Here is a 21,205-nt window from a genome sequence, read left to right as displayed (position 1 = left end):
TGCTCCTTGGATCAGGTCGGTTCGGGGGCCGAGTCTACCGGGTACGGCCCGGCTCGGTGGGGCTCGACCCGCCCTCGTCGAGGTGCGAGGGGGCGTCGGTCGGGTCGTCGCCGCCCGAGAGCGCGTCCCAGGCGGCCGCGGGGTCGGCCGCAGGATCCGCGGCGACGAGTCGCGTCGCGGAGTACTTGCGGGTGGCCTGGGGCCAGGCGCCCGCGAGGAGCACGGTGGCGACGCCGAGGAGGGCGGCCAGCACGCCGGCCACGAGCCCGAGCCAGGGCCAGGCCGTCGGCTCGACCGACGAGACGATGCCCCGGATCGAGTCGGTGCCGTCGACGCCCGTGGCCGTCGTCACGGCGCTGCCCGACGCGCGCACGGGGTCGGCCAGGGCCGTCGCCGTCGTGACGACGACGCTGACCCCCAGCGCCACCTGCAGCACCCCCAGGACGACGCGGAACAGCCGACCGGCGATCGTGAGCGCCCCGAAGAGTGCCAGGCTGGCCAGCGAGAGGGCGGACAACGGCGCACCGGCGACGTCGCCGGCGACGTCGAGGGGCAGGTCTCCACCCTGGGGTGACGCCACGACGACGTGGAACCAGTCCTGTGTCCAGGACAGCAGGGCGAGCCCCGCGAGCAGGATGCCCGCCAGGATCGTCGTGAGCTTCAGGCGTCGAGCGGGCATCAGCGCAGCCGTGTCATGGCGTTGGCGACCGCGACGGCACGCAAGGGGGCCGCGGCCTTGTTGCGCGCCTCCTGGTTCTCGGCGACCGGGTCGCTGTCGGCGACGAGTCCGGCACCCGCCTGGACGCGGGCCACGCCGTCCTGGAGCAGGACGGTGCGGATCGCGATCGCGACGTCGGCCGAGCCGGCGAAGTCGAAGTAACCGACCACTCCGCCGTAGACGCCCCGTTGGGCCGGCTCGAGCTCGTCGATGATCTCGAGGGCCCGGGGCTTGGGGGCACCCGACAGCGTTCCGGCCGGGAAGGTGGCCCGGAACGCGTCGATGGCATCCTTGCCGGGCGCCAGGTCGCCCTCGACGCTGGACACGAGGTGCATGATGTGGCTGAACCGTTCGACCTGCATGAACTCGGTGACCTCGACGCTGCCCGGGGTGCAGACCTTGAGCAGGTCGTTGCGGGCCAGGTCGACCAGCATGAGGTGCTCCGCGCGTTCTTTGTCGTCCGAGGCGAGCTCGTCGGCGTAGCGCTGGTCCTCGTCGGGCGACGCGCCCCGGGGCTTCGACCCGGCGATGGGATGCGTGTAGGCCCGGCGGCCGTCGACCTTGACCAGCGCCTCGGGCGACGAACCGACGATGGTGTACGGCCGACCCTGCACGTCGTCGAGCGTCACGAGGTACATGTACGGGCTCGGGTTGAGCGTCCGCAGCACCCGGTAGACGTCGAGCGGTTCGGCCGTGACCTCGTGGTCGAAGCGCTGGGAGATGACGACCTGGAAGACGTCCCCGTCGTGGATGAACTGCTTCGACCGCTCGATGGCGTGCGCGTACTCGTCGTCGGTGGAACGCCGGGTGGGTGTCGCTTCGATCGTCAGGTCGACGTCGGACAGGAACGTCTCGCTCGGGGCCGCGAGCCGGGATTGCAGGTCGTCGAGACGCGATTGCGCGTCGTCCCACAGGACGTCGGGGCCGTCGGTGCCGTCGTTCAACACGGTCGCGACGAGCAGGACGGCACCCGTGCGGTGGTCGAGGGCCACGAGCTCGGAGACGAAGCTGAGCGCCTGCGAGGGCACGGTGAACTCGGCCGGTGGCACGTCGGGCAGGTGCTCGAGCTCGCGCACGGCCTCCCAGCCGACGAAACCGACCAGGCCCCCGGTGAGGGGCGGCATCCCGTCGATGCGCGGGGTGGCCCACCGGTGGTGCAGGGCGGACAGCACCGCGAGCGGGCGGCCGGTGGCGTCACCCAGAGCCCGCCCGCGGTCGATGCCGTAGTCGATCCACCGGGCCTCGCCCTCGTCGGTCGTGAGGACTCCGAACGACGAGACGCCCACGAAGGACCACCGGGACCAGATGCCGCCCTGGGCCGCCGATTCGAGCAGGAAGCTGCCGGGCCGACCGTCCGCCAGTTTGCGGTACACCCCGACCGGGGTCTCGCCGTCGGCGAAGAGGTCGCGCACGACCGGGACGACCCGATGGCCGGCGAGCCGCGCGTCGAACTGGGCCCGGGTCGTCGACGTGCGGATCGGGGCGTCAGCCACGGGGACCTCCGGTGGGGTCGGTGTCGCCGGACGACAGGGACGAGGAGGCGGTGGCCGGCTCGAGCGGGTCGACCTCGAAACAGGAGTGGGAACCCGTGTGGCAGGCAGCGCCGATCTGCTCGACCGTGACGAGCAGCACGTCGTCGTCGCAGTCGAGGGCGGCGGCACGGACGAACTGCGCGTGACCGGACGTGTCGCCCTTCCGCCAGTACTCGTGACGAGACCGGGACCAGAAGGTGACGCGCCCCTCGGTGAGCGTGCGGCGGAGGGCTTCGGCGTCCATCCAGCCCATCATCAGCACGTCCTTCGTGCCCTCTTGCTGGATGATCGCGGGCAGCAGGCCCGACGCGTCGAACCGGGCACGGGCGACGACGGGCTCGACCGTCTCACGCGTCAGCTGGTCGGTCATGATGTGCTCCTCGGTGCGATGCGGTGCGGTGCGGTGCGGGGCGTTGTCGCGGGGTCGGGTGCGGGTTCTGAGGAGTGACGGCCCGCCTCAGCGGACGATCGCCCCGGACCGCGCCAGTTCGTCCTTGACCTGGCCGACGGTGAGTTCGCCGTTGTGGAAGACCGAGGCCGCGAGCACGGCAGCGGCGCCCGCCTCGATGGCGGGGGCGAAGTGCTCGAGCCGACCCGCCCCTCCGGACGCGACGACCGGCACCCGGCTGAGTTCGCGCATGGCGCGGACGAGTTCGAGGTCGAAGCCCTGCTTGGTGCCGTCGGCGTCGATCGAGTTGACGAGTAGTTCGCCCGCCCCGCGTTCGATGGCCTCACGGGCCCAGGCGAGCGCGTCGAGCGTCGTCTCGGTGCGGCCGCCGTGGGTCGTCACGACGAAGCCCGACGGGGTGCCCGTCGACCGCTTGACGTCGAGCGAGAGGACGACCGCCTGAGCTCCGAACCGGTCGGCGATCTCGCCGATGAGGTCGGGCCGGGCGATGGCGGCACTGTTCACACCGATCTTGTCCGCGCCGGCCGCCTGCAACCGCGCGACGTCGTCGGTGGTTCGCACACCGCCGCCGACCGTCAATGGGATGAAGACCTGCTCGGCCGTCGCCCGGACGACGTCGTACGTGGTCGACCGTGCGTCGACCGTGGCCGTGACGTCGAGGAAGGTGATCTCGTCGGCGCCCTGCTCGTAGTAGGTGCGGGCCAGCTCGACCGGGTCGCCCGCATCCCGAAGGTCGAGGAAGTTGACACCCTTCACCACGCGGCCCGCCGCCACGTCGAGGCACGGGATGACCCGGACGGCGAGGGACGCGTCCGCGGCGACCCCGCCGGTGGCGACCGCGTCGTCGGCGGGCACGGCTACAGCCTCGCGGCGTGGATCGGGCTGACCAGGATGGCCCGGGCGCCGAGGTCGTAGAGGGCGTCCATGACCTGGTTCGTGTCGGACCGCGGGACCATCACGCGGACGGCGGCCCAGTCGCGATCGTGCAGCGGGGAGACGGTCGGCGACTCCATGCCGCCGGCGACGGCGGTCGCGGCGTCGAGCTTGGCGACCGGGACGTCGTAGTCCATGAGGACGTACTGCCGGGCCACGAGCACGCCCTGCAGGCGGCGGTGGAGGACCGCCAGGCCGTCGACGTCGGCATCGGACGAGATGAGGACGGCGGTCGATTCGAGGATGACCGGCCCGAAGATCTCGAGGCCCGCCGCACGCAGGGTGGCACCGGTCGAGACGACGTCGGCCACGGCGTCGGCGACGCCCAGCTGCACCGCGCTCTCGACGGCGCCGTCGAGCGGCACGAGGGTCGCGGTGACTCCGTGGCTCTCGAGGAAGGAGCCGACGAGGCCGGCGTAGCTGGTGGCGACCCGGGTGCCCTGGAGCTGGCGGAGATCGGCGAAACGGCCCGGAGGGCCCGCGAAGCGGAAGGTCGAGCCACCGAATTCGAGGGGGGCGACCTCGTGGGCCGGCGAATGCGAGTCGAGCAGCAGGTCGCGGCCCGTGATGCCGACGTCGAGCGCGCCCGACCCCACGTAGGTCGCGATGTCGCGCGGACGGAGGTAGAAGAACTCGACGCCGTTGCGCGGGTCCTCGACGTGGAGGGTCTTGGGGTCGCGGCGACCGGTGTAGCCGGCCTCGGCGAGCATGGCGGAGGCGGTCTCGCTGAGCGATCCCTTGTTGGGCACTGCGACGCGAAGCATGGGTTTCTCTGTCTGCTGGGGTGCCGCGCGAGCGGCGTGACGAACGGGGGTGGCGGAGGCCGACTCAGAGATGTCGGTAGACGTCGGCCGGGGTGATGCCCTTGGCGATCATCATGACCTGCAGGTGGTAGAGCAGCTGGGAGATCTCTTCGGCGGTAGCGACGTCGCCCTCGTACTCGGCGGCCATCCAGACCTCGGCGGCCTCTTCGACGATCTTCTTGCCGATCTGGTGCACACCGGCGTCGAGTTCGGCCACGGTGCCCGACCCCTCGGGCCGGTCGCGGGCCTTGTCGCTGAGCTCGAGGTACAGGTCGTCGAAGGATTTCACGACGTCAAGGCTACCGTCGCGGCGGCTGCTCGGAGTGCAGCGATGTTGTCGACGGGCGACCCGCCGTAGACGGCGGACCCGGCGACCACCGTGTCGGCACCGTTCTCGACGGCCGTGACGATGGTCTCGGTCGTGATGCCGCCGTCGACCTCGAGCCAGACGTCGAGCCCGGAGGCGCTCACGGCGGCCCTGGCGCGCGTCAGCTTTGCCATCGTCTCGGGCATGAAGGACTGCCCGCCGAAGCCGGGCTCGACGGTCATGACGAGGATCATGTCGTACGCGTCCAGGGTCTGGAGATAGGGCTCGAGGTCGGTGCCCGGCTTCACCGCGACGGAGGCGCGGGCCCCGTTGCTGCGGATGGCGCGTGCCGTGGACACCGGGTCGGTCGCGGCCTCGGCGGAGAAGGTGACCGAGAAGGCACCCGTCTCGGCGTAGCGGGGCGCCCAGCGGTCGGCGTCGTCGATCATGAGGTGCAGGTCGAGGGGCACCGGGCTGACCTCGCCGAGACGCTGCACGACGGGCAGCCCCAGGGTGAGGTTGGGCACGAAGTGGCCGTCCATGACGTCGACGTGCACGAGGTCGGCGGACGAGATGCGCTGGAGGTCGCGTTCGAGGTTGGCGAAGTCGGCCGAGAGGATGCTGGGGCTGATGCGGATCGACACGAGACGAGCCTACCGTCCGGCACGTTTCTCGATCAGGGCCACGAACATGGCGTCCGTGCCGTGACGGTGCGGCCAGAGCTGGACGAACGGTGCCGACGCCAGGTCGACCGACCGGCCGGCGATGCGCTCGACGCCCGCCGTCGCGTCGAGCAGCACGAGGTCGTCGTCGCGGCCCCGGAGCCCGGCCTCGACGACGCCGCGGGTCTCGGCCGTGTGCGGCGAGCAGGTCACGTACGCCAGGACTCCCCCGGGCGCGAGGGCATCCAGGGCGCTGGCGAACAGGCGCGACTGCAGGGCCGTGAGCTGTCCGACGTCGGCCGGTTGCTTGCGCCACCGGGCCTCGGGTCGACGTCGCAGGGCCCCGAGACCCGTGCAGGGCGCGTCGAGCAGGATGCGGTCGAAGCCTCCGGGCTGTTCCGCCCCGAACCGTGTGGCGTCACCCTCGAGCACCTCGACGTCGCCGGGGACGGCCTTGAGGGCCTGTCGGACGAGACCGGCCCGGGCCGGGACGAGCTCGTTGGCGACGAGGTGGGCGCCCGCGCGGGCAGCTTCGGCGCCCAGCAGGGCGGCCTTGCCACCGGGGCCGGCGCACATGTCGAGCCAGCGTTCTCCCGACTCTGCGGGCCGGTGGCGGCTGAGCAGCAGTGCCGCGAGCTGTGAGCCTTCGTCCTGCACGCGGGCGCGCCCCTCGCGCACGGCCGTCTGTTGCGCCGGGTCTCCCCCGCCGCTCGTCGCGGCGAGCGGCGAGAGGCGCCCGCTCGGCGCACCGAGTTCGGCGACCTCGGCGAGCCCGGGCAGTGCGACGAGGCTGACCTTCGGGGCGTCGTTGTCGGCCGACAGCAGGTCGACGAGTTCGTCCTCGCGTCCCTCGGCGGCCAGCGAGCGACGGAACGCCCGCACCACCCAGGCGGGGTGCGACCACTCCGCCGCCAGACGGTCGTCGTCCCCGGTCGTGCCGGCCAGGACGCGCGCGCGCCACTCGTCGGGAGTCGACTGCGAGATGGTCCGGAGCACGCCGTTCACGAAACCCGTGCCCGACCGGCTGCCCACCTGACGCGCGAGCTCGACGCTCTCGTCGACGGCTGCGTGGACCGCGACCCGCGTCGAGAGCAGCTGGTGCGTGCCGAGTCGCAGGACGTCGAGGAGCGCCGGGTCGATCGCGTCGGTGCCCCGACGGGCGGCCAGCGCGATGACGCGGTCGTAGTACCCCCGGAGGCGCAGGGTGCCGTAGGTGAGTTCGGTCGCGAGACCTGCGTCCTGTGCTCCGAGGCGGGCGCGGACGATGCGTTGCGGGAGCAGGAGGTTCGCGTAGGCGTCGTCCTGTTCGACGGCCCGGAGGACGTCGAGGGCGACCTGGCGGGCGGGCTGGACTCGGCTCATGAGGCGCTCTTCGTGTCGAGGGCGGGGTCTGGTGCGATGTCGGCCGGGGCGGCCGGGGCGGCCGGGGCGGTCGAGGAGGGCGGGGTGACGCGACGGTCGACCCCGCCGGGCAGTCCACGCCACCAGTCGGCTGCCGACATCTCTTTCTTGCCCGCCGGTTGCACCCGGACCAGCTCGACGGGTGAGGAGGCGGTGCCCAGCAGCACACGGCGGCCCCGGGACTCGAGGCGACCGGCCTCGAGCGGCGCCTCGACGTCCGACGTCACCCGCGCCTCCGTGATCTTGAGGGCGGTGCCGTCGAGGTCGACGCGGGCTCCCGGTTCGGGCGTCACGCCTCGGAAGCGGTCGATCAGCTCGGTCGCCGGACGCGAGGCGTCGAGGATTCCGTCCGCGAGGGTCAGCTTGGGGGCGAGGGTGACCTCCCCGGTCTGGGGTGTGGCCACGGCCGTGCCGACGGCGAGGCGGTCGACGACGTCGACCAGCAGGCCGGACCCGGACCGCGCGAGCTCGGTGAGGAGCACCCCCGCGGTCTCGGCGCCGTCGAGTCGGCGTTCGAGGGTGCCGTAGACATCGCCTGCGTCGAGCTCGGGGACGAGCTGGAACACCGCGGCGCCCGTCACGACGTCGCCCGCCATGAGCGACCGCTGGACGGGGGCCGCACCGCGCCAGGAGGGCAGCAGGGAGAAGTGCAGGTTGACCCAGCCGAGGCGGGGCGCACCGAGCAGGGGCTCGCGGAGCAGGGCGCCGTAGGCCACGACGACGCCGAGGTCGGGATCGAGCGCCGCGAGCTCGGCCGTGACCTCGGGAGTGATCCGACGGGCCTTGACCACGCGGAGACCGAGGCGGGCTGCCTCGACGGCGACGGGCGTGGGGGTCAGGACGCGTCGGCGTCCCTGGGGGGTGTCGTCGCGCGTCAGCACGGCGACGACCTCGTGAGGGCCGTCGGCGAGGGCGGTGAGCGAGGGCACGGCAGCGGCGGGGCTGCCGGCGAAGACGAGGCGCATGGGGTTCCTGGCGGGTCAGTCGGCGAACGGCTCGACGTCGTCGAACCGCACTCTGAGTGTAGGGACGGCCCGCGTGCGCTTCTGACCGAGCGCCTTGCGTCGGTCCGTCGCGGCACGGATGACCTGGGAGCGGAGCGCCTGGGCCACGTCGTGACCTCGGGAGTAGTCGAAGCGGACGATCGCGCGGACCCCGGCGGACTCGACGTCCACCGGACCGAGGGTCTCGACACGGACCTCGTCGGGCAGGTCGTCGAGCGCGCGTGCGACGGTGTCGACCGTGCCGGTCACGGTGGCCACGCGGACGGCCGGAGGGAAACGCAGGACACGGCGATCGGCGAGCTCGGCGGAGACGAATCGGGCGAGCTCCCACGTGGCCAGGGCGGAGGCGATCGCCCCGCCCACCCCGACCAGCACCACAGGGGCGCGTCGTGCGGCCAGGGCAGTGGCGTTGGCCCACCAGCGGAGGCAGTCCTCGGCGACGCGGAGGCTCTCGCGCGCGAGCATGCGTTCGCCGTCGAGCAGCAGGACGGCCCGGTAGCCACCCGGGGCGACCGGCTCGGCCCCGCGGGTCGCGACGACGATGGCCGGGTCGGCGTCGACGTGCGTCAGGGCCCGGGTGCCGTCCGACACGATGATGCGGACCCCGGGGAAGGCCTTGCCGAGCTCGTCGGCCGTCCGCGAGGCGCCGGTGCCGACGGCCCGCATGCGCGTGCCCTCACAGGTGCGGCAGTGCCACGAGACGGCGAGGGCGCCGCACCAGGCGCAGGCCGGGGTCACCCCGCGCTCGCGCTGCTGGAGGGGGCCGTTGCAGCGCAGGCAGCGCGCCGTGTCGCCGCAGTCGACGCAGGCCAGGCGAGGCGAGTAGCCCGGTGAGGCGACCTGGATCAGCACCGGTCCGTGCTCGACCGCGGCCCGCGCCTCGGCGTAGGCCGAGGAGGGGATGCGGGCCTGCGCCGCGAAGCCGTCCGTGGCGGCCTGACGCACGGTCGGCACGACCCGGGGCTGGTAGCGCGGATCGGGACGCACCTCGGCCAGGAAGCCGATCTCGACCAGGCGCTGGACGTCGGTGCTGCGGGAGTGGCCGAGGAACACCAGGGCGGTGTCCTGCTGCGCCTGTCGGAGCAGGGCGGTGTCGCGGGCGTGCACGTAGGGGGCGAGCGGCTCACCGAAGGACGGGTCGCCGTCGTCGAACACCACGACCAGACCGAGTCTGGCCGAGGGCGCGAGCAGGACGGACCGGTTGCCGACGACGACCACGGGCTCGTCGCCCCGGGCCCGGAGCAACGCGCGGTACCGGTCGGCGTTGGACTGCCGGGAGTCGAGCCGCACGACGCGGTCGGGCGGGAGGACGGCCGTGAGGGCCTGGAGGACGTGCTCTTCGTCGCGGTAGTCGGGGACCGCCACCACGGCGTTGTCGCCCGCCGCGACGGCGACCGCGGCGAGTTGGGCGGCCGTCAGCGCCCAATGACCCACCCACGCACCGTCGGGCAACTCGACCAGCAACGGCACGGCGTCGACCGCCGCGCGACCGCGGGACGCCACGAGCCCGACGAGGTCGGTCGACCGGTAACCCACGACGACCGGGGTGCGATCGCGATCCCCGACGGGCGGCGCGGCGTCCGCGGACGGAGGCGCGGTGTCTGCGGGTGACGGAGTCGCGTCGGTGGGTTCCGGTGGCGGCGAGGACGGGTTCTCAGCGGCCGCCAGGTACGCCTTCTCGACCCGCACCTGACGCGGAGGGACCGCGAGCCGCACGACGTCGCTGGCCGATCCGCCGGCCCGGTCGGCCACGGCACGCGCCAAGCGCCACACCTCGGGTGCCAGGACCGACACGGTGGACACGACATCCTCGATCTCGGAGAGGTCACCGCCGTGCTCGGACGACGACGCGACCTCGACGACGAACCCGTCGGCGATGCGTCCGGCCGAACGGAGGGGAACCTTGACGCGGATGCCCGGGGCGACCCGGTCGCGCAGCCGCTCGGGCACGGCGTAGTCGAACAACCGGTCGAGCTGCGGCAGCGGTGACTCGACCATCACCCGGACGACGCGCGGGCCGCCCTCGACGAGGGCCTCGGCGACCGCCGCCACGGTCAGAGCCCGGCGGCGGCCCGGAGGGCGTCGACGCGGTCGAGCGCCTCCCAGGTGAAGTCGGGCAGGTCGCGACCGAAGTGGCCGTAGGTCGACGTCGCCGAGTAAATGGGCCGAAGCAGGTCGAGGTCGCGGATGATCGCCGCCGGGCGGAGGTCGAACACCGTCTCGATGGCCGCCGTGATGACGTCGTCGCTGACGTGCCCCGTGCCGAAGGTCTCGACGTAGAGACCGACGGGTGCGGCGCGTCCGATCGCGTAGGCCACCTGGAGTTCGAGCCGGTCGGCGAGGCCGGCAGCGACGGCGTTCTTGGCCACCCAGCGCATCGCGTACGCGGCGGAGCGGTCGACCTTCGAGGGATCCTTGCCCGAGAACGCGCCCCCGCCGTGACGGCTCGCGCCGCCGTAGGTGTCGACGATGATCTTGCGGCCCGTGAGTCCGGCGTCGCCCTGTGGGCCCCCGATCTCGAACCGGCCGGTCGGATTGATGATGAACCGCGTGTCGGCCGACGAGAGCCCTGCCTCGTCGAGGACGGGGCGGATGACGTGTTGGATGACGTCGGACTCGAGCTGTTCGCTCGAGACCGCGGGTGAGTGTTGCGTCGACAGGACGACGGTGTCGACCGTCTTCGGTACGACCCCGTCGTAACCGACCGTGACCTGGGTCTTGCCGTCGGGCCGGAGGTAGTCGAGCGTGCCCGACTTGCGCACGGCCGCGAGACGCTCGGCCAGCCGGTGGGCGAGCCAGACCGGGAGAGGCATGAACTGGGGCGTCTCGTTGGTGGCGTAGCCGAACATGATGCCTTGGTCGCCCGCACCCTGACGGTTGAGCAGGTCGTCGTCGCCGCCACGCGCCTCCAGGGCGGTGTCGACGCCCTGGGCGATGTCGGGAGACTGCGACCCGATCGAGACCTCGACGCCGCAGGTGCGACCGTCGAAGCTCACGGCGGACGAGTCGTAGCCGATGCCCACGATGAGGTCGCGCACGATCGTCGGGATGTCGACGTAGCCCTTGGTGGTGACCTCGCCGGCGACGTGCACGAGCCCCGTCGTGACCATGGTCTCGACCGCGACCCGGCTGGCGGGGTCGACCGCGAGCAGGGCGTCGAGGATGCCGTCCGAGATCTGGTCACAGATCTTGTCGGGGTGGCCCTCGGTGACCGATTCGGACGTGAACAGTCGCAGGGAGGTCGATGCCGTCGTGGCGGGGTCGGTCGTCGTGTCGGTCAGGCTCACGGTGTTCCTCTGGGTGTCGATCGGGGTGCGGACGCGATGAGGCCCCGCGGGATGGACTCCCGGGGGCCTCGTCAGATGATAGGACCGACCACCGTCAGAGAGGCCGGTCGTGTCGTCGCGCTACTCGGCAGGAGCCGCGAGCGGCTTCACCTCGAGCTTGTCCTCGTTGATCTCGTGCATGGCGACCGAGAGGGGCTTGTCGTCGATCGAGCTGTCGACGAGGGGGCCGACGTTGTCGAAGAGGCTGCCCTCGTGCAGGTCGGCGTAGTAGTCGTTGATCTGACGGGCGCGCTTGGAGGCGAAGATGACGAGTGCGTACTTCGACTCGACCTTCGACAGCAGCTCGTCGATGGGCGGATCGATGATGCCCTGGTTCTTGTCGGCCATTGGTTGCTCCTCGTGTCGATGGGGGTCGGTGCCGACACCGCTCGGGACGAGCGTGGGCACCAAGATCGGGGCGCGGGTCACGCGCGGGTGCGGCCCGGTTCGGGCGCAGTCATCAATTCTACGACCTCACGGGCCGCTTCGGCCACGTCGTGGTTCACGACACGCGCGTCGAACTCGTCCTGGGCGGCCAGTTCGACCTTCGCGGTCTCGAGTCGGCGCTGCTGTTCGGTGGCGTCCTCGGTGCCTCGGCCGATGAGTCGACGGACCAGTTCGTCCCAGGTGGGCGGCAGCAGGAAGACGAGCACGGCCTCGGGCATCGCGGCCCGGACGAGACGGGCGCCCTGCAGGTCGATCTCGAGCAGGACGCTGCGACCCTCGTTCAAGGCGGCGTCCAGCGGGGGGCGAGGCGTGCCGTACCGATAGGAGTTGTGGACCGTGGCGTACTCGAGCAGTTCGCGATCGCGGATCATGCGGTCGAACTCGGCGTCGTCCACGAAGTAGTAGTGCACCCCGTCGACCTCGCCGGGTCGTGGGGCTCGTGTCGTCGCGGACACGCTGAGGTGCACGTCGGGGTAGTTCTCGCGGATGTAGGTCGAGACGGTGCCCTTGCCCACGGCCGTGGGACCGGCCAGGACGACCAGACGGGACCGCAGGCGCCCCTTGGCCTCGCGGACGGCGAGCCAGTCGCCGAGGATGCGGCGTTGCCTGACCCCGAGCCCCCCGACCCGTTTCGACTCGGCGATTCCGAGGTCGGTCATGATGCGGGCGACGCGGGTCGGTCCGATGCCGGGGATGCTGGTGAGCAGCTCGCGGACCCTGAGCGACCCCTCAGGACTCGTGGGTTCGCCGGCCCAGGCGGCCTCGGCGACGTCGAGGGCGCTGCGGGTCCGCGAAGCGACGGCGTTCTTGACGGCGGCGCGACCTCGTCGTGCCGCCACGGCGGCGCGGGCAGCCGCGGCACGGTCGACGGGAGGCGGGGTCAGGCGAGGCACGAACGCACCTCGTCGGCATCTCGGCGGACCGCGTCCGGGAACCCTGCCGGGCCCGCCGAGAGGAGGGCGCGGGAGGCGGAGACCAGCACGGCGCCGGCGGCGGGTCCGAAGAGTCGCGGAAGGTCGGCGTAGGTCGCACCCTGGTGACCGAACCCCGGGGCGAGCACCGGCGTCGTCGTCAGCCGGGCGGCGTCGATGCCGTAGTCGTCGAGGTCGACGGTCGCGCCGAGCACGAGGCCGACGCTGCCGAACGGGGCGTCGCCCGCCGTCTGGTTGTCAAGGAGCACGTCGTCGACGATACCGCTCGCGACGGTCCCCTCCGCGCCGTGGACGTCGGTCCGGATGGCCGTCTGCGTCGCCAGCGCCTCGACGTTGGACGTCGCGGCCAGCACGAACACGCCGGCGCCGACGGCCCGCGCGCGGGTGACCAGCCCGGTCAGGGAGTCGAAGCCGAGATAGGGCGAGACGGTCAGCGCGTCGACCCGCAACGGCGACGACTCGTCGAACCAGGCGTCACCGTAGCCGTCCATCGTCGAGCCGATGTCGCCCCGCTTGGCGTCACCGATCTGCAGCAGGCCCCGCTCGCGTCCGGCCTCGAGGACGTCCTCGAGGGCCGCGAACCCCGCGGAGCCCCAGCGTTCGAAGAACGCGACCTGCGGCTTGACGATCGACGCCGAGCCGACGAGGCCGTCGACGACGCGCAGGCCGAACTCGCGCACGCCCGAGGCGTCCGACGAGAGGCCCCACTGGTCCAGGAGGTAGGGGTGGGGGTCGATGCCGACGCAGAGCGGACCGGTCGCGGCGAACGCCGCCGCGAGCCGGTCGCCGAACGACGAGCTCACCGTCGGGCCGCCCGGGCGAGACCGTAGTCTTGGAGGCTCGTGACCTCGAGGTCGCTCTGCACGGCCTCGATCGAGGCGACGGCGGCTCCGAGCTGCGCGATGGTCGTGAAGAGCGCCTTGTCGGCCGCCACGGTCGCTGCGCGGATCTCGTAGCCGTCGGCCCGGGCGCTCGACCCGCTCGGGGTGTTGATGACGATGTCGACCTCGTCGGCGTTGATCAGGTCGACGACCGAGTGGCCCCCGGCGCTGAACTTGTCGACCGTGTCGGCGTGGATGCCGTTGCGCACGAGGACGGTGGCCGTCCCCTCGGTCGCCAGGATGCGGAACCCGAGCTGCTGGAGGCGCAGCACCGGCAACACGATCGCCCGCTTGTCACGGTCGGCGACGCTGACGAAGACGGTGCCCGACGTCGGGAGCCCGCCGTAGGCGGCCGTCTGGCTCTTCGCGAACGCCCGGGGGAAGTCGCGGTCGATGCCCATCACCTCTCCGGTCGAGCGCATCTCGGGGCTGAGGACGCTGTCGACGACCTGCCCCTCTTTCGTACGGAACCGCTTGAACGGCAGCACGGCTTCCTTCACCGAGATCGGCGAGTCGAGGGGGACGTCCGAGCCGTCCTGAACGGGGAGCAGGCCGGTCTCGACGAGATCGCGCACGCTGTGCCCGACCATGATCAGCGAAGCCGCCTTCGCCAGCGGGATGCCGAGTGCCTTCGAGACGAAGGGCACCGTCCGGCTCGCCCGGGGGTTGGCCTCGATGACGTAGAGCACGCCGGCCGCGATCGCGAACTGCACGTTCAGCAGACCGGACACGCCGATGCCCTTCGCGATCGCGAGGGTCGCGTCGCGGACACGGTCGATCTCGCCCTTCCCGAGCGTGACGGGCGGCAGGGTGCAGCTGGAGTCGCCGGAGTGGATGCCGGCCTCCTCGATGTGCTCCATGATGCCGCCGACGTAGAGCTCGGTGCCGTCGTAGAGCGCGTCGACGTCGATCTCGACGGCGTCGTCCAGGAACCGGTCGACCAGCAAGGGCGCCTCGGGGCCGATGATGGCCTGGTCCGCGACCCGCTCGAAGTAGTCGGCGAGCGACGGGCTGTCGTAGACGATCTCCATGCCGCGGCCCCCGAGGACGTACGACGGGCGCACCAGCACCGGGTAGCCGATCTCTTCGGCGACGGCGACCGCGCTGTCGTAGTCGGTCGCCGTGCCGTTGCGCGGTGCGAGCAGGCCGGCGGCGTCGAGGATGCCCTGGAAGAGGCCTCGTTCTTCGGCCGAGTCGATCGCGTCGGGTGTCGTGCCGAGGATGGGCACGCCGGCCGCTTCGAGCCCCTTGGACAGGCCGAGGGCGGTCTGGCCGCCGAGTTGCACGACGACGCCGACGAGCTCGCCGCTGGCGCTCTCGGCGTGGACGACCTCGAGCACGTCCTCGAGGGTGAGCGGCTCGAAGTACAACCGGTCGCTCGTGTCGTAGTCGGTCGAGACCGTCTCGGGATTGCAGTTGATCATGATCGTCTCGAAGCCGGCGTCGCTCAGGGCGAAGCTCGCGTGGACGCACGAGTAGTCGAACTCGACGCCCTGACCGATGCGGTTCGGCCCCGAGCCGAGGATGATCACCTTGCGGCGGTCGCTGGCCACGACCTCGGTCTCGGTGTCGTAGCTCGAGTAGTGGTACGGCGTCAGGGCGGGGAACTCCCCCGCGCAGGTGTCGACGGTCTTGAAGACGGGACGGACGTCGAGCGCGTGGCGGTGATCGCGCACCTGCTGCTCGGAGAGGCCACGCAACTGGCCGATCTGGTCGTCGCTGAAGCCGTGGTCCTTGGCGAGCACGAGGGTGTCGGCGTCGAGCTCGGCCGCCGCGGCGACCTGCTCGGCGACCTCGTTGATCAACACGATCTGGTCGATGAACCAGGGGTCGATCTTCGTGGCGTCGAAGACCTGCTCGGCGGTGGCACCGGCCCGAAGGGCCTGCTGCACGGTGACGATGCGGCCATCGGTGGGCGTCGCCGACAACGCGAGCAGCGCCTCCTGGTCTCCGGTTTCACCCTGCCAGTGGAAGCTCGACCCGCGCTTCTCGAGCGACCGGAGCGACTTCTGCAGCGCCTGGGTGAAGTTGCGGCCGAGGGCCATGGCCTCGCCCACGCTCTTCATCGTCGTGGTGAGCGTCGTGTCGGCCGCCGGGAACTTCTCGAACGCGAACCGGGGCACCTTGACGACGACGTAGTCGAGCGTCGGTTCGAAGGAGGCGGGGGTCACCTTGGTGATGTCGTTCGGGATCTCGTCGAGACGGTACCCGAGGGCCAGCTTCGCCGCGATCTTGGCGATCGGGAATCCCGTGGCCTTCGACGCGAGGGCGCTGGAGCGCGACACGCGGGGGTTCATCTCGATGACGATGACGCGACCGTCGGCGGGGTCCACCGCGAACTGGATGTTGCAGCCACCGGTGTCGACACCGACGCGACGGATGATGTCGATGCTGATGTCGCGCAGGTTCTGGTACTCGCGGTCGGTCAGGGTGAGCGCCGGCGCGACGGTGATCGAGTCGCCGGTGTGGACGCCGACCGGGTCGACGTTCTCGATCGAGCAGACCACGACCGTGTTGTCGGCCGTGTCGCGCATCATCTCGAGTTCGTACTCTTTCCAGCCCAGGATGCTCTCTTCGAGGAGGACCTCGGTGGTGGGGCTCTGGTGCAGGCCGTCGGTGACCATGCGGACCAGTTCGTCACGGGTGTAGGCGAAGCCCGACCCGAGCCCGCCCATCGTGAACGAGGGGCGGATGACCAGTGGGTACCCGAGGTCTTCGGCGTACTCGACGGCCTGGTCGACCGTCGTGGCGATGTACGACTTGGCGACGTCGGCACCGGACTCGAGGACGAGCTTCTTGAAGAGCTGGCGGTCCTCGCCCTTCTGGATGGCCTCGACCTTGGCGCCGATCAACTCGACGCCGTGCTTGGCGAGGATGCCTTCTTCGTCGAGGGCGATGGCGGCGTTGAGGGCCGTCTGCCCGCCGAGGGTGGGCAGGATCGCGTCGGGGCGCTCCTTCACGATGATGGCCTCGAGCACCTCGGACGTGATGGGCTCGATGTACGTCGCGTCGGCGAAGTCGGGGTCGGTCATGATCGTGGCAGGGTTCGGGTTCACGAGGATGACGCGCACCCCCTCTTCGCGCAGCACGCGGCAGGCCTGGGTGCCCGAGTAGTCGAACTCGGCCGCCTGGCCGATGACGATCGGCCCGGAGCCGATCACGAGGACGGAGTTGATGTCGTCACGCTTGGGCATCAGTTGCTGCTTTCGATGTCGGAGCCGAAGTCGACGGCCTGGCCGTTCGTGCGGGCGACGACCGCCTCGCGGAAGCGGTCGAAGAGGTGGTTGCTGTCGTGGGGGCCCGCGGCGGCCTCGGGGTGGTACTGCACCGAGAACGCGGGGATGTCGAGGGCGCGGAGGCCTTCGACGACCTGGTCGTTCAGGCTGTAGTGGCTGACCTCCACCCGGCCGAAGCCGGCCGGCGAGTCGAGGACGCCGTCGATGGGCGCGTCGACCGCGAACCCGTGGTTCTGGCTGGTGATCTCGACCTTGTTCGTCGTCTTGTCGAGCACCGGCTGGTTGATGCCGCGGTGACCGAAGGGCAGCTTGTACGTGCCGAAGCCCAGGGCCCGGCCGAACAGCTGGTTGCCGAAGCAGATGCCGAAGTACGGCAGACCGTCGCGCAGGGCACCCTGGAGGAGTTCGACCTGCGAGTCGCTCGCCGCCGGGTCACCGGGGCCGTTCGAGTAGAAGAGGGCGTCGGGGGCGAGGGCGCGGAGCTCGTCGAGGGTGGTGGACTGCGGCAGGACGTGGACCTCGAAGCCGCGCTGCGCGAGGTAGCGCAGCGTCGAGGTCTTCACGCCCAGGTCGAGGACGGCGACGGATCCGATGCGATCGCCCTCGGCCTGCAGCACGTAGGGCTCGACCGTCGACACCTGACTCGAGAGGTTGAGGCCGCGCATGTCGGCCCCGGCGGTGACCAGGGCGAGCTGCTCGTCGGGGTCGAGCCCGGCGTCGGGCCCGCTGAAGATCCCGCCCTTCATCGAGCCCACCTCGCGCAGACGGCGGGTGACGGCGCGGGTGTCGATGCCGCGGATGCCGACGATGCCGTCGGCGACGAGCTGGTCGTCGAGGCTGCCCTGTGCGCGGTGGTTCGAGACCACGCGGCTCGCGTCTCGGACGACGTACCCGGCGACCCAGATGCGGCTCGACTCGGGGTCGGTGTCGTTCACTCCCGTGTTGCCGATGTGCGGGGCGGTCATGACCACGATCTGGCCGGCGTACGAGGGGTCGGTGAGGGTTTCCTGGTAGCCGGTCATGCCGGTCGCGAAGACGACCTCGCCGAGGGTGCGTCCGACGGCGCCGTAGGCGCGACCCGTGTACCGGGTGCCGTCGGCGAGGACCAGCACGGCCCTGTCGGTGGTGGAGGCGTCAGTCAATGGTCTTCTCCTTGGTGGTGCCGGCCCCGGGGGCCGTGGGGACGAGGGGGCGGATCGCGGCGACGACGGGGCTCGGATCGTCGGTGATGCGCAGGTAGGTGTCGAGGTCGACGTCGCCGAGGCGCCAGCCGACGAGGACGAGGCCGTCGCGCTCGACGACACGGTCGATGGTCCAGGTCGCGCGGTCGACGCCTCGCAACGAGGAGGTGCGGATCAGCACGGCGGGTTCGCCCGCGATCTCGAGGCGCACGCCCTCGGCGTGGACGGACACGATCGCCCGACCGCGGAACCCGAGGCCGTGGACCACGACGCGGTCGAGCGGGTCGCCGCCTCGTGACGTCGCGACGTAGAGGGCGTCGACCGCCACGAACGGGTCCGACAGGTCGTCGGTCGCCAGGTCGGGGGCGGGGATGTCGGACTGACGACGCCCGCGGGCCCGCCAGGACCGGGCCATCAGCCCGATCAGCAGCCCGACGCCGACGAGGATGAGCGAGGCGATGATCCACTGGCTCATCGCGCGGACGCCCCCTCGGAGGCGGCGAGGGCGGCGGCGCTGTCGACGAGTCGGGCCGCGTGGGCGACGTCGTCGCTGTCGACGACGCGACCGTCGACCACGGTCGCGTAGCCCTGGTGGAAGGTCGCCCGCACCTGACCGGGCAGGACTCGTCCGAGGTAGGGCGAGTTGCGGCTCTTGCCCGCGAGGTGCTCGGTCGAGAACGTGCGGGTCACCTCTCGATCGTAGAGCGTGAGCTCGGCGGGCTCGCCCACGGCCAGGGGACGACCGTGCCCGGTCACCTGGCCGATGGCGGCCGGGGTGATCGACATCACCCTGGCCACGTCGGCCCAGCCGATCAGACCCGTGTCGACCATGGTGTGGTGTACGACCGAGAGGGCGGACTCGAGACCGACCATGCCGTTGGCGGCGGCGTCCCACTCGCAGCACTTCGCCTCGGAGGTGTGCGGGGCGTGGTCGGTCGCCACGATGTCGATCGTCCCGTCGGCCAGGGCGGCACGCAGCGCGTCGACGTCCTCCGAGCGGCGGAGAGGCGGGTTGACCTTGTACCGCGAGTCGTAACCCGACACGAGGTCCTCGGTCAGCAGCAGGTGGTGCGGCGTCACCTCGGCCGTGACCTCGATGCCGCGCGACTTTGCCCAGCGGATGACCTCGACGCTGCCCGCCGTCGACACGTGGCAGACGTGCAGTCGGGCGCCGACGTGGTCGGCGAGCAGGACGTCGCGGGCGATGATCGCCTCCTCGGCGACCGCGGGCCAGCCGCCCAGGCCCAGTTCGGCCGACAGGGCACCCTCGTTCATCTGCGCGCCCTCCGTCAGCCGGGGCTCTTGGGCGTGCTGGGCGAGGACTCCCCCGAACCCCTTGATGTATTCGAGGGCCCGACGCATCAGCAATGGGTCGGCGACGCAGGACCCGTCGTCGGAGAAGACCCGCACGGCGGCGCGAGATCGGGCCATGGCGCCGATCTCGGAGAGGTGGGTGCCCTTCAGCCCCTGGCTGACCGCGCCGATCGGGCGGACGGTCACGAAGCCCGCGCGCTCCCCCAGCGCCTGCACCTGCTCGACGACCCCCGCGGTGTCGGCCACGGGCGACGAGTTCGCCATGGCGTTGACGGCGGTGTACCCGCCGGCGGCCGCGGCGCGCGACCCGGTCAGGACGGTCTCGCTGCCCTCGCCCCCGGGCTCGCGCAGGTGGGTGTGCAGATCGACGAGGCCGGGCAGCAGGAGCAGGCCGTCGGCGTCGGTGACCGTCGCGCCCGCGGAGGTCAGCCCGGAGCCGAGCTCGACGACGACACCGTCGCGGACGACGACGTCGGTCGTGTTGCCGTCGACGGTCTCGGCGCCCCGGATGAGGTGGGTGGTGGTCACGATGCGTCCTCTCGGTCGCCGGCCAGGGTGAGGTAGAGCACGGCCATGCGGACGGCCACGCCGTTCGTGACCTGTTCGCGGACGGTCGACCGCGGCGAGTCGGCGGCCTCGTCGCTGATCTCGAGACCGCGGTTCATCGGGCCGGGGTGCATGACGAGGGTCGACTCGGGCAGCGACCGGAACCGCATCGCGCCCAGGCCCCAGGACCGGGCGTACTCGCGTGGATTGGGGAAGAACGCGTCGTTCATGCGTTCCTGTTGGATGCGCAGCATCATGACGACGTCCGGTCTCACCTCGGCCAGGGCCTCGTCGAGGTCGTAGCGGACGTCGACGCCGAAGCGGCTGACGTCGACCGGGATCAGCGTGGGAGGCGCGACCACCGTGACGTGGGCCCCGAGCGTCCGCAGCAACCAGGCGTTGGAGCGGGCCACCCGCGAGTGCAGGATGTCGCCCACGATCATCACCTCGACGCCGTCGAGGTCGCGCCCACGGCTCGCCGCCCCGTGGACGCGACGGCGGATCGTGAACGCGTCGAGCAAGGCCTGCGTGGGGTGTTCGTGGGTGCCGTCGCCGGCGTTGACGATGCCCGCGTCCACCCAGCCGCTGTCGGCCAGCACACGAGGGGCGCCGCTCGACGGGTGGCGGATCACGATGCCGTCGGCCCCCATGGCGGCGAGGGTCTGGGCCGTGTCCTTCAGGGACTCGCCCTTGGAGACGCTCGACCCCTTGGCGGCGAAGTTGATGACGTCCGCGCTGAGCCGCTTGGCGGCGGCCTCGAACGAGATGCGCGTGCGGGTGCTGTCCTCGTAGAACAGGTTGACGACCGTGATGCCGCGCAGCGTCGGCAGCTTGCGCACCTCGCGGGTGGCCACGTCGGCCATGTCTTCCGCGACGTCGAGGACGCGGATGGACTCGTCGCGCGAGAGGTCGGAGGTGCTGAGCAGGTGCCTCATCGGTTCGCACCCGGGGTGGTGACGGGCGCCGAGGCGGAACCCGCGCCTCCTGCGGTCGTGTCGTCGTCGATGGCGACGAGCTCGTCGTCGTCGACGCCGTGCAGTCGCACGAAGATGCGCTCGACGGTCGAGGTGGGCAGGTTCTTGCCCACGAAGTCGGCGCGGATGGGCAGTTCTCGGTGGCCCCGATCGACGAGGACCGCGAGGCGGACGGCCCGCGGTCGACCGATCGAGCTCAGGGCGTCCAGCGCGGCACGGATGGTGCGGCCCGAGTAGAGGACGTCGTCGACGAGGACGACGGTCTTGCCGTCGATGCCGCCGGAGGGCACCGAGGTGGGGCGGGGCGACCTGGTGGGCTGGCGCCGGAGATCGTCGCGGTACATCGTCACGTCGACGGACCCCACGGGAACGGTGCTGCCCGAGATCGACGACAGGGTCGCGGCGAGCCGATCGGCGAGGACGACTCCACGCGTGGGGATGCCCAGGACGACCAGATCGTCGGCACCCTTGTTGGACTCGAGGATCTCGTGCGAGATGCGCGTGAGGGCACGCGCGATGTCAGCCTGACTCAGCACGGTACGTGTGCTCAATCGGACCTCCTTCCCCGCCTCTCGGGACGGAACTTAAAGGATGTCGTT

20 protein-coding genes are annotated in these 21,205 nt (G+C 71.5%); all 20 read right to left on the bottom strand.

From position 1 onward, the window contains the following. Positions 1-34: 34 nt before the first annotated feature. The 20 genes from ASE87_RS05140 to pyrR all read right to left on the bottom strand — a co-directional run bounded on the left by ASE87_RS05140 (position 35) and on the right by pyrR (position 21,157). The gene (locus tag ASE87_RS05140) at positions 35-679 is read right to left on the bottom strand and encodes a Trp biosynthesis-associated membrane protein (protein ID WP_056226449.1); all 645 of its coding nucleotides are present in this window, start codon (positions 677-679) and stop codon (positions 35-37) included. Continuing rightward, positions 679-2,211, bottom strand: a complete 1,533-nt coding sequence (locus ASE87_RS05135) for an anthranilate synthase component I (RefSeq protein WP_369813994.1) — start codon at positions 2,209-2,211, stop codon at positions 679-681. Before ASE87_RS05135 ends, ASE87_RS05140 begins: the two co-directional genes overlap by 1 nt. Further along, positions 2,204-2,620 carry a phosphoribosyl-AMP cyclohydrolase gene (gene hisI, locus ASE87_RS05130; protein WP_056226445.1) on the bottom strand — a complete coding sequence of 139 codons (417 nt, stop codon included), beginning with the start codon at positions 2,618-2,620 and terminating at the stop codon, positions 2,204-2,206. The genes ASE87_RS05135 and hisI overlap by 8 nt, the downstream gene beginning before the upstream one ends. Positions 2,621-2,707: 87 nt before the next feature. Beyond that, a complete protein-coding gene (gene hisF, locus ASE87_RS05125) occupies positions 2,708-3,514 on the bottom strand; it encodes an imidazole glycerol phosphate synthase subunit HisF (RefSeq protein ID WP_056226442.1) in 807 nt (268 codons plus the stop codon). Positions 3,515-3,516: 2 nt separating this feature from the next. After that, positions 3,517-4,356 (bottom strand): ATP phosphoribosyltransferase, encoded by an 840-nt coding sequence (hisG, locus tag ASE87_RS05120; protein WP_056226439.1) that lies wholly within the window; start codon positions 4,354-4,356, stop codon positions 3,517-3,519. 64 nt (positions 4,357-4,420) lie between these two features. Beyond that, on the bottom strand, positions 4,421-4,684 hold the full coding sequence (locus tag ASE87_RS05115) for a phosphoribosyl-ATP diphosphatase (RefSeq protein WP_043592769.1): 264 nt from the start codon (positions 4,682-4,684) through the stop codon (positions 4,421-4,423). After that, positions 4,681-5,346 (bottom strand): ribulose-phosphate 3-epimerase, encoded by a 666-nt coding sequence (gene rpe / locus ASE87_RS05110; RefSeq protein ID WP_043592767.1) that lies wholly within the window; start codon positions 5,344-5,346, stop codon positions 4,681-4,683. Before rpe ends, ASE87_RS05115 begins: the two co-directional genes overlap by 4 nt. A gap of 9 nt (positions 5,347-5,355) precedes the next feature. Next, a complete protein-coding gene (locus ASE87_RS05105) occupies positions 5,356-6,726 on the bottom strand; it encodes an RsmB/NOP family class I SAM-dependent RNA methyltransferase (RefSeq protein WP_056226437.1) in 1,371 nt (456 codons plus the stop codon). Beyond that, positions 6,723-7,730 carry a methionyl-tRNA formyltransferase gene (gene fmt / locus ASE87_RS05100; protein ID WP_082452298.1) on the bottom strand — a complete coding sequence of 336 codons (1,008 nt, stop codon included), beginning with the start codon at positions 7,728-7,730 and terminating at the stop codon, positions 6,723-6,725. Before fmt ends, ASE87_RS05105 begins: the two co-directional genes overlap by 4 nt. 15 nt (positions 7,731-7,745) lie before the next feature. Continuing rightward, positions 7,746-9,821: a primosomal protein N' gene (locus ASE87_RS05095; protein ID WP_235472196.1), complete on the bottom strand. Its 2,076-nt coding sequence runs from the start codon at positions 9,819-9,821 to the stop codon at positions 7,746-7,748. Between the two features lie 2 nt (positions 9,822-9,823). Continuing rightward, entirely contained in the window at positions 9,824-11,050 is a 1,227-nt protein-coding gene (gene metK, locus ASE87_RS05090) for a methionine adenosyltransferase (protein ID WP_056226893.1), read from the bottom strand. A 126-nt stretch (positions 11,051-11,176) separates the two neighbouring features. Further along, positions 11,177-11,443, bottom strand: a complete 267-nt coding sequence (gene rpoZ / locus ASE87_RS05085) for a DNA-directed RNA polymerase subunit omega (RefSeq protein ID WP_043592764.1) — start codon at positions 11,441-11,443, stop codon at positions 11,177-11,179. Between the two features lie 77 nt (positions 11,444-11,520). Beyond that, positions 11,521-12,435: a guanylate kinase gene (gmk, locus tag ASE87_RS05080; protein ID WP_043592762.1), complete on the bottom strand. Its 915-nt coding sequence runs from the start codon at positions 12,433-12,435 to the stop codon at positions 11,521-11,523. Further along, the gene (gene pyrF / locus ASE87_RS05075) at positions 12,423-13,277 is read right to left on the bottom strand and encodes an orotidine-5'-phosphate decarboxylase (protein ID WP_056226433.1); all 855 of its coding nucleotides are present in this window, start codon (positions 13,275-13,277) and stop codon (positions 12,423-12,425) included. The genes gmk and pyrF overlap by 13 nt, the downstream gene beginning before the upstream one ends. Then, a complete protein-coding gene (gene carB, locus ASE87_RS05070; protein WP_043592758.1) occupies positions 13,274-16,549 on the bottom strand; it encodes a carbamoyl-phosphate synthase large subunit in 3,276 nt (1,091 codons plus the stop codon). Before carB ends, pyrF begins: the two co-directional genes overlap by 4 nt. After that, on the bottom strand, positions 16,549-17,733 hold the full coding sequence (gene carA, locus ASE87_RS05065) for a glutamine-hydrolyzing carbamoyl-phosphate synthase small subunit (RefSeq protein ID WP_056226430.1): 1,185 nt from the start codon (positions 17,731-17,733) through the stop codon (positions 16,549-16,551). The genes carB and carA overlap by 1 nt, the downstream gene beginning before the upstream one ends. Next, a complete protein-coding gene (locus ASE87_RS05060; RefSeq protein WP_056226427.1) occupies positions 17,726-18,247 on the bottom strand; it encodes a hypothetical protein in 522 nt (173 codons plus the stop codon). Before ASE87_RS05060 ends, carA begins: the two co-directional genes overlap by 8 nt. Continuing rightward, entirely contained in the window at positions 18,244-19,614 is a 1,371-nt protein-coding gene (locus ASE87_RS05055) for a dihydroorotase (protein WP_056226424.1), read from the bottom strand. The genes ASE87_RS05060 and ASE87_RS05055 overlap by 4 nt, the downstream gene beginning before the upstream one ends. Continuing rightward, entirely contained in the window at positions 19,611-20,567 is a 957-nt protein-coding gene (locus tag ASE87_RS05050; protein WP_043592751.1) for an aspartate carbamoyltransferase catalytic subunit, read from the bottom strand. The genes ASE87_RS05055 and ASE87_RS05050 overlap by 4 nt, the downstream gene beginning before the upstream one ends. Then, on the bottom strand, positions 20,564-21,157 hold the full coding sequence (gene pyrR, locus ASE87_RS05045; protein ID WP_043592749.1) for a bifunctional pyr operon transcriptional regulator/uracil phosphoribosyltransferase PyrR: 594 nt from the start codon (positions 21,155-21,157) through the stop codon (positions 20,564-20,566). The genes ASE87_RS05050 and pyrR overlap by 4 nt, the downstream gene beginning before the upstream one ends. Positions 21,158-21,205: the final 48 nt, after the last annotated feature.

The sequence above is a fragment of the Frigoribacterium sp. Leaf44 genome, assembly GCF_001421865.1.
Lineage (GTDB): Bacteria > Actinomycetota > Actinomycetes > Actinomycetales > Microbacteriaceae > Frigoribacterium.
Note: the sequence above shows the minus strand (reverse complement) of the source record. Positions and strands in the feature narration are given on the sequence as shown.

Bases quoted from the DNA above. Each gene is read 5' to 3' on its own strand.
- ASE87_RS05140 (WP_056226449.1), bottom strand. From the start codon at position 679: ATGCCCGCTCGACGCCTGAAGCTCACGACGATCCTGGCGGGCATCCTG.
- hisI (WP_056226445.1), bottom strand. From the start codon at position 2,620: ATGACCGACCAGCTGACGCGTGAGACGGTCGAGCCCGTCGTCGCCCGT.
- hisG (WP_056226439.1), bottom strand. From the start codon at position 4,356: ATGCTTCGCGTCGCAGTGCCCAACAAGGGATCGCTCAGCGAGACCGCC.
- ASE87_RS05105 (WP_056226437.1), bottom strand. From the start codon at position 6,726: ATGAGCCGAGTCCAGCCCGCCCGCCAGGTCGCCCTCGACGTCCTCCGG.
- fmt (WP_082452298.1), bottom strand. From the start codon at position 7,730: ATGCGCCTCGTCTTCGCCGGCAGCCCCGCCGCTGCCGTGCCCTCGCTC.
- rpoZ (WP_043592764.1), bottom strand. From the start codon at position 11,443: ATGGCCGACAAGAACCAGGGCATCATCGATCCGCCCATCGACGAGCTG.
- carB (WP_043592758.1), bottom strand. From the start codon at position 16,549: ATGCCCAAGCGTGACGACATCAACTCCGTCCTCGTGATCGGCTCCGGG.
- ASE87_RS05060 (WP_056226427.1), bottom strand. From the start codon at position 18,247: ATGAGCCAGTGGATCATCGCCTCGCTCATCCTCGTCGGCGTCGGGCTG.
- ASE87_RS05050 (WP_043592751.1), bottom strand. From the start codon at position 20,567: ATGAGGCACCTGCTCAGCACCTCCGACCTCTCGCGCGACGAGTCCATC.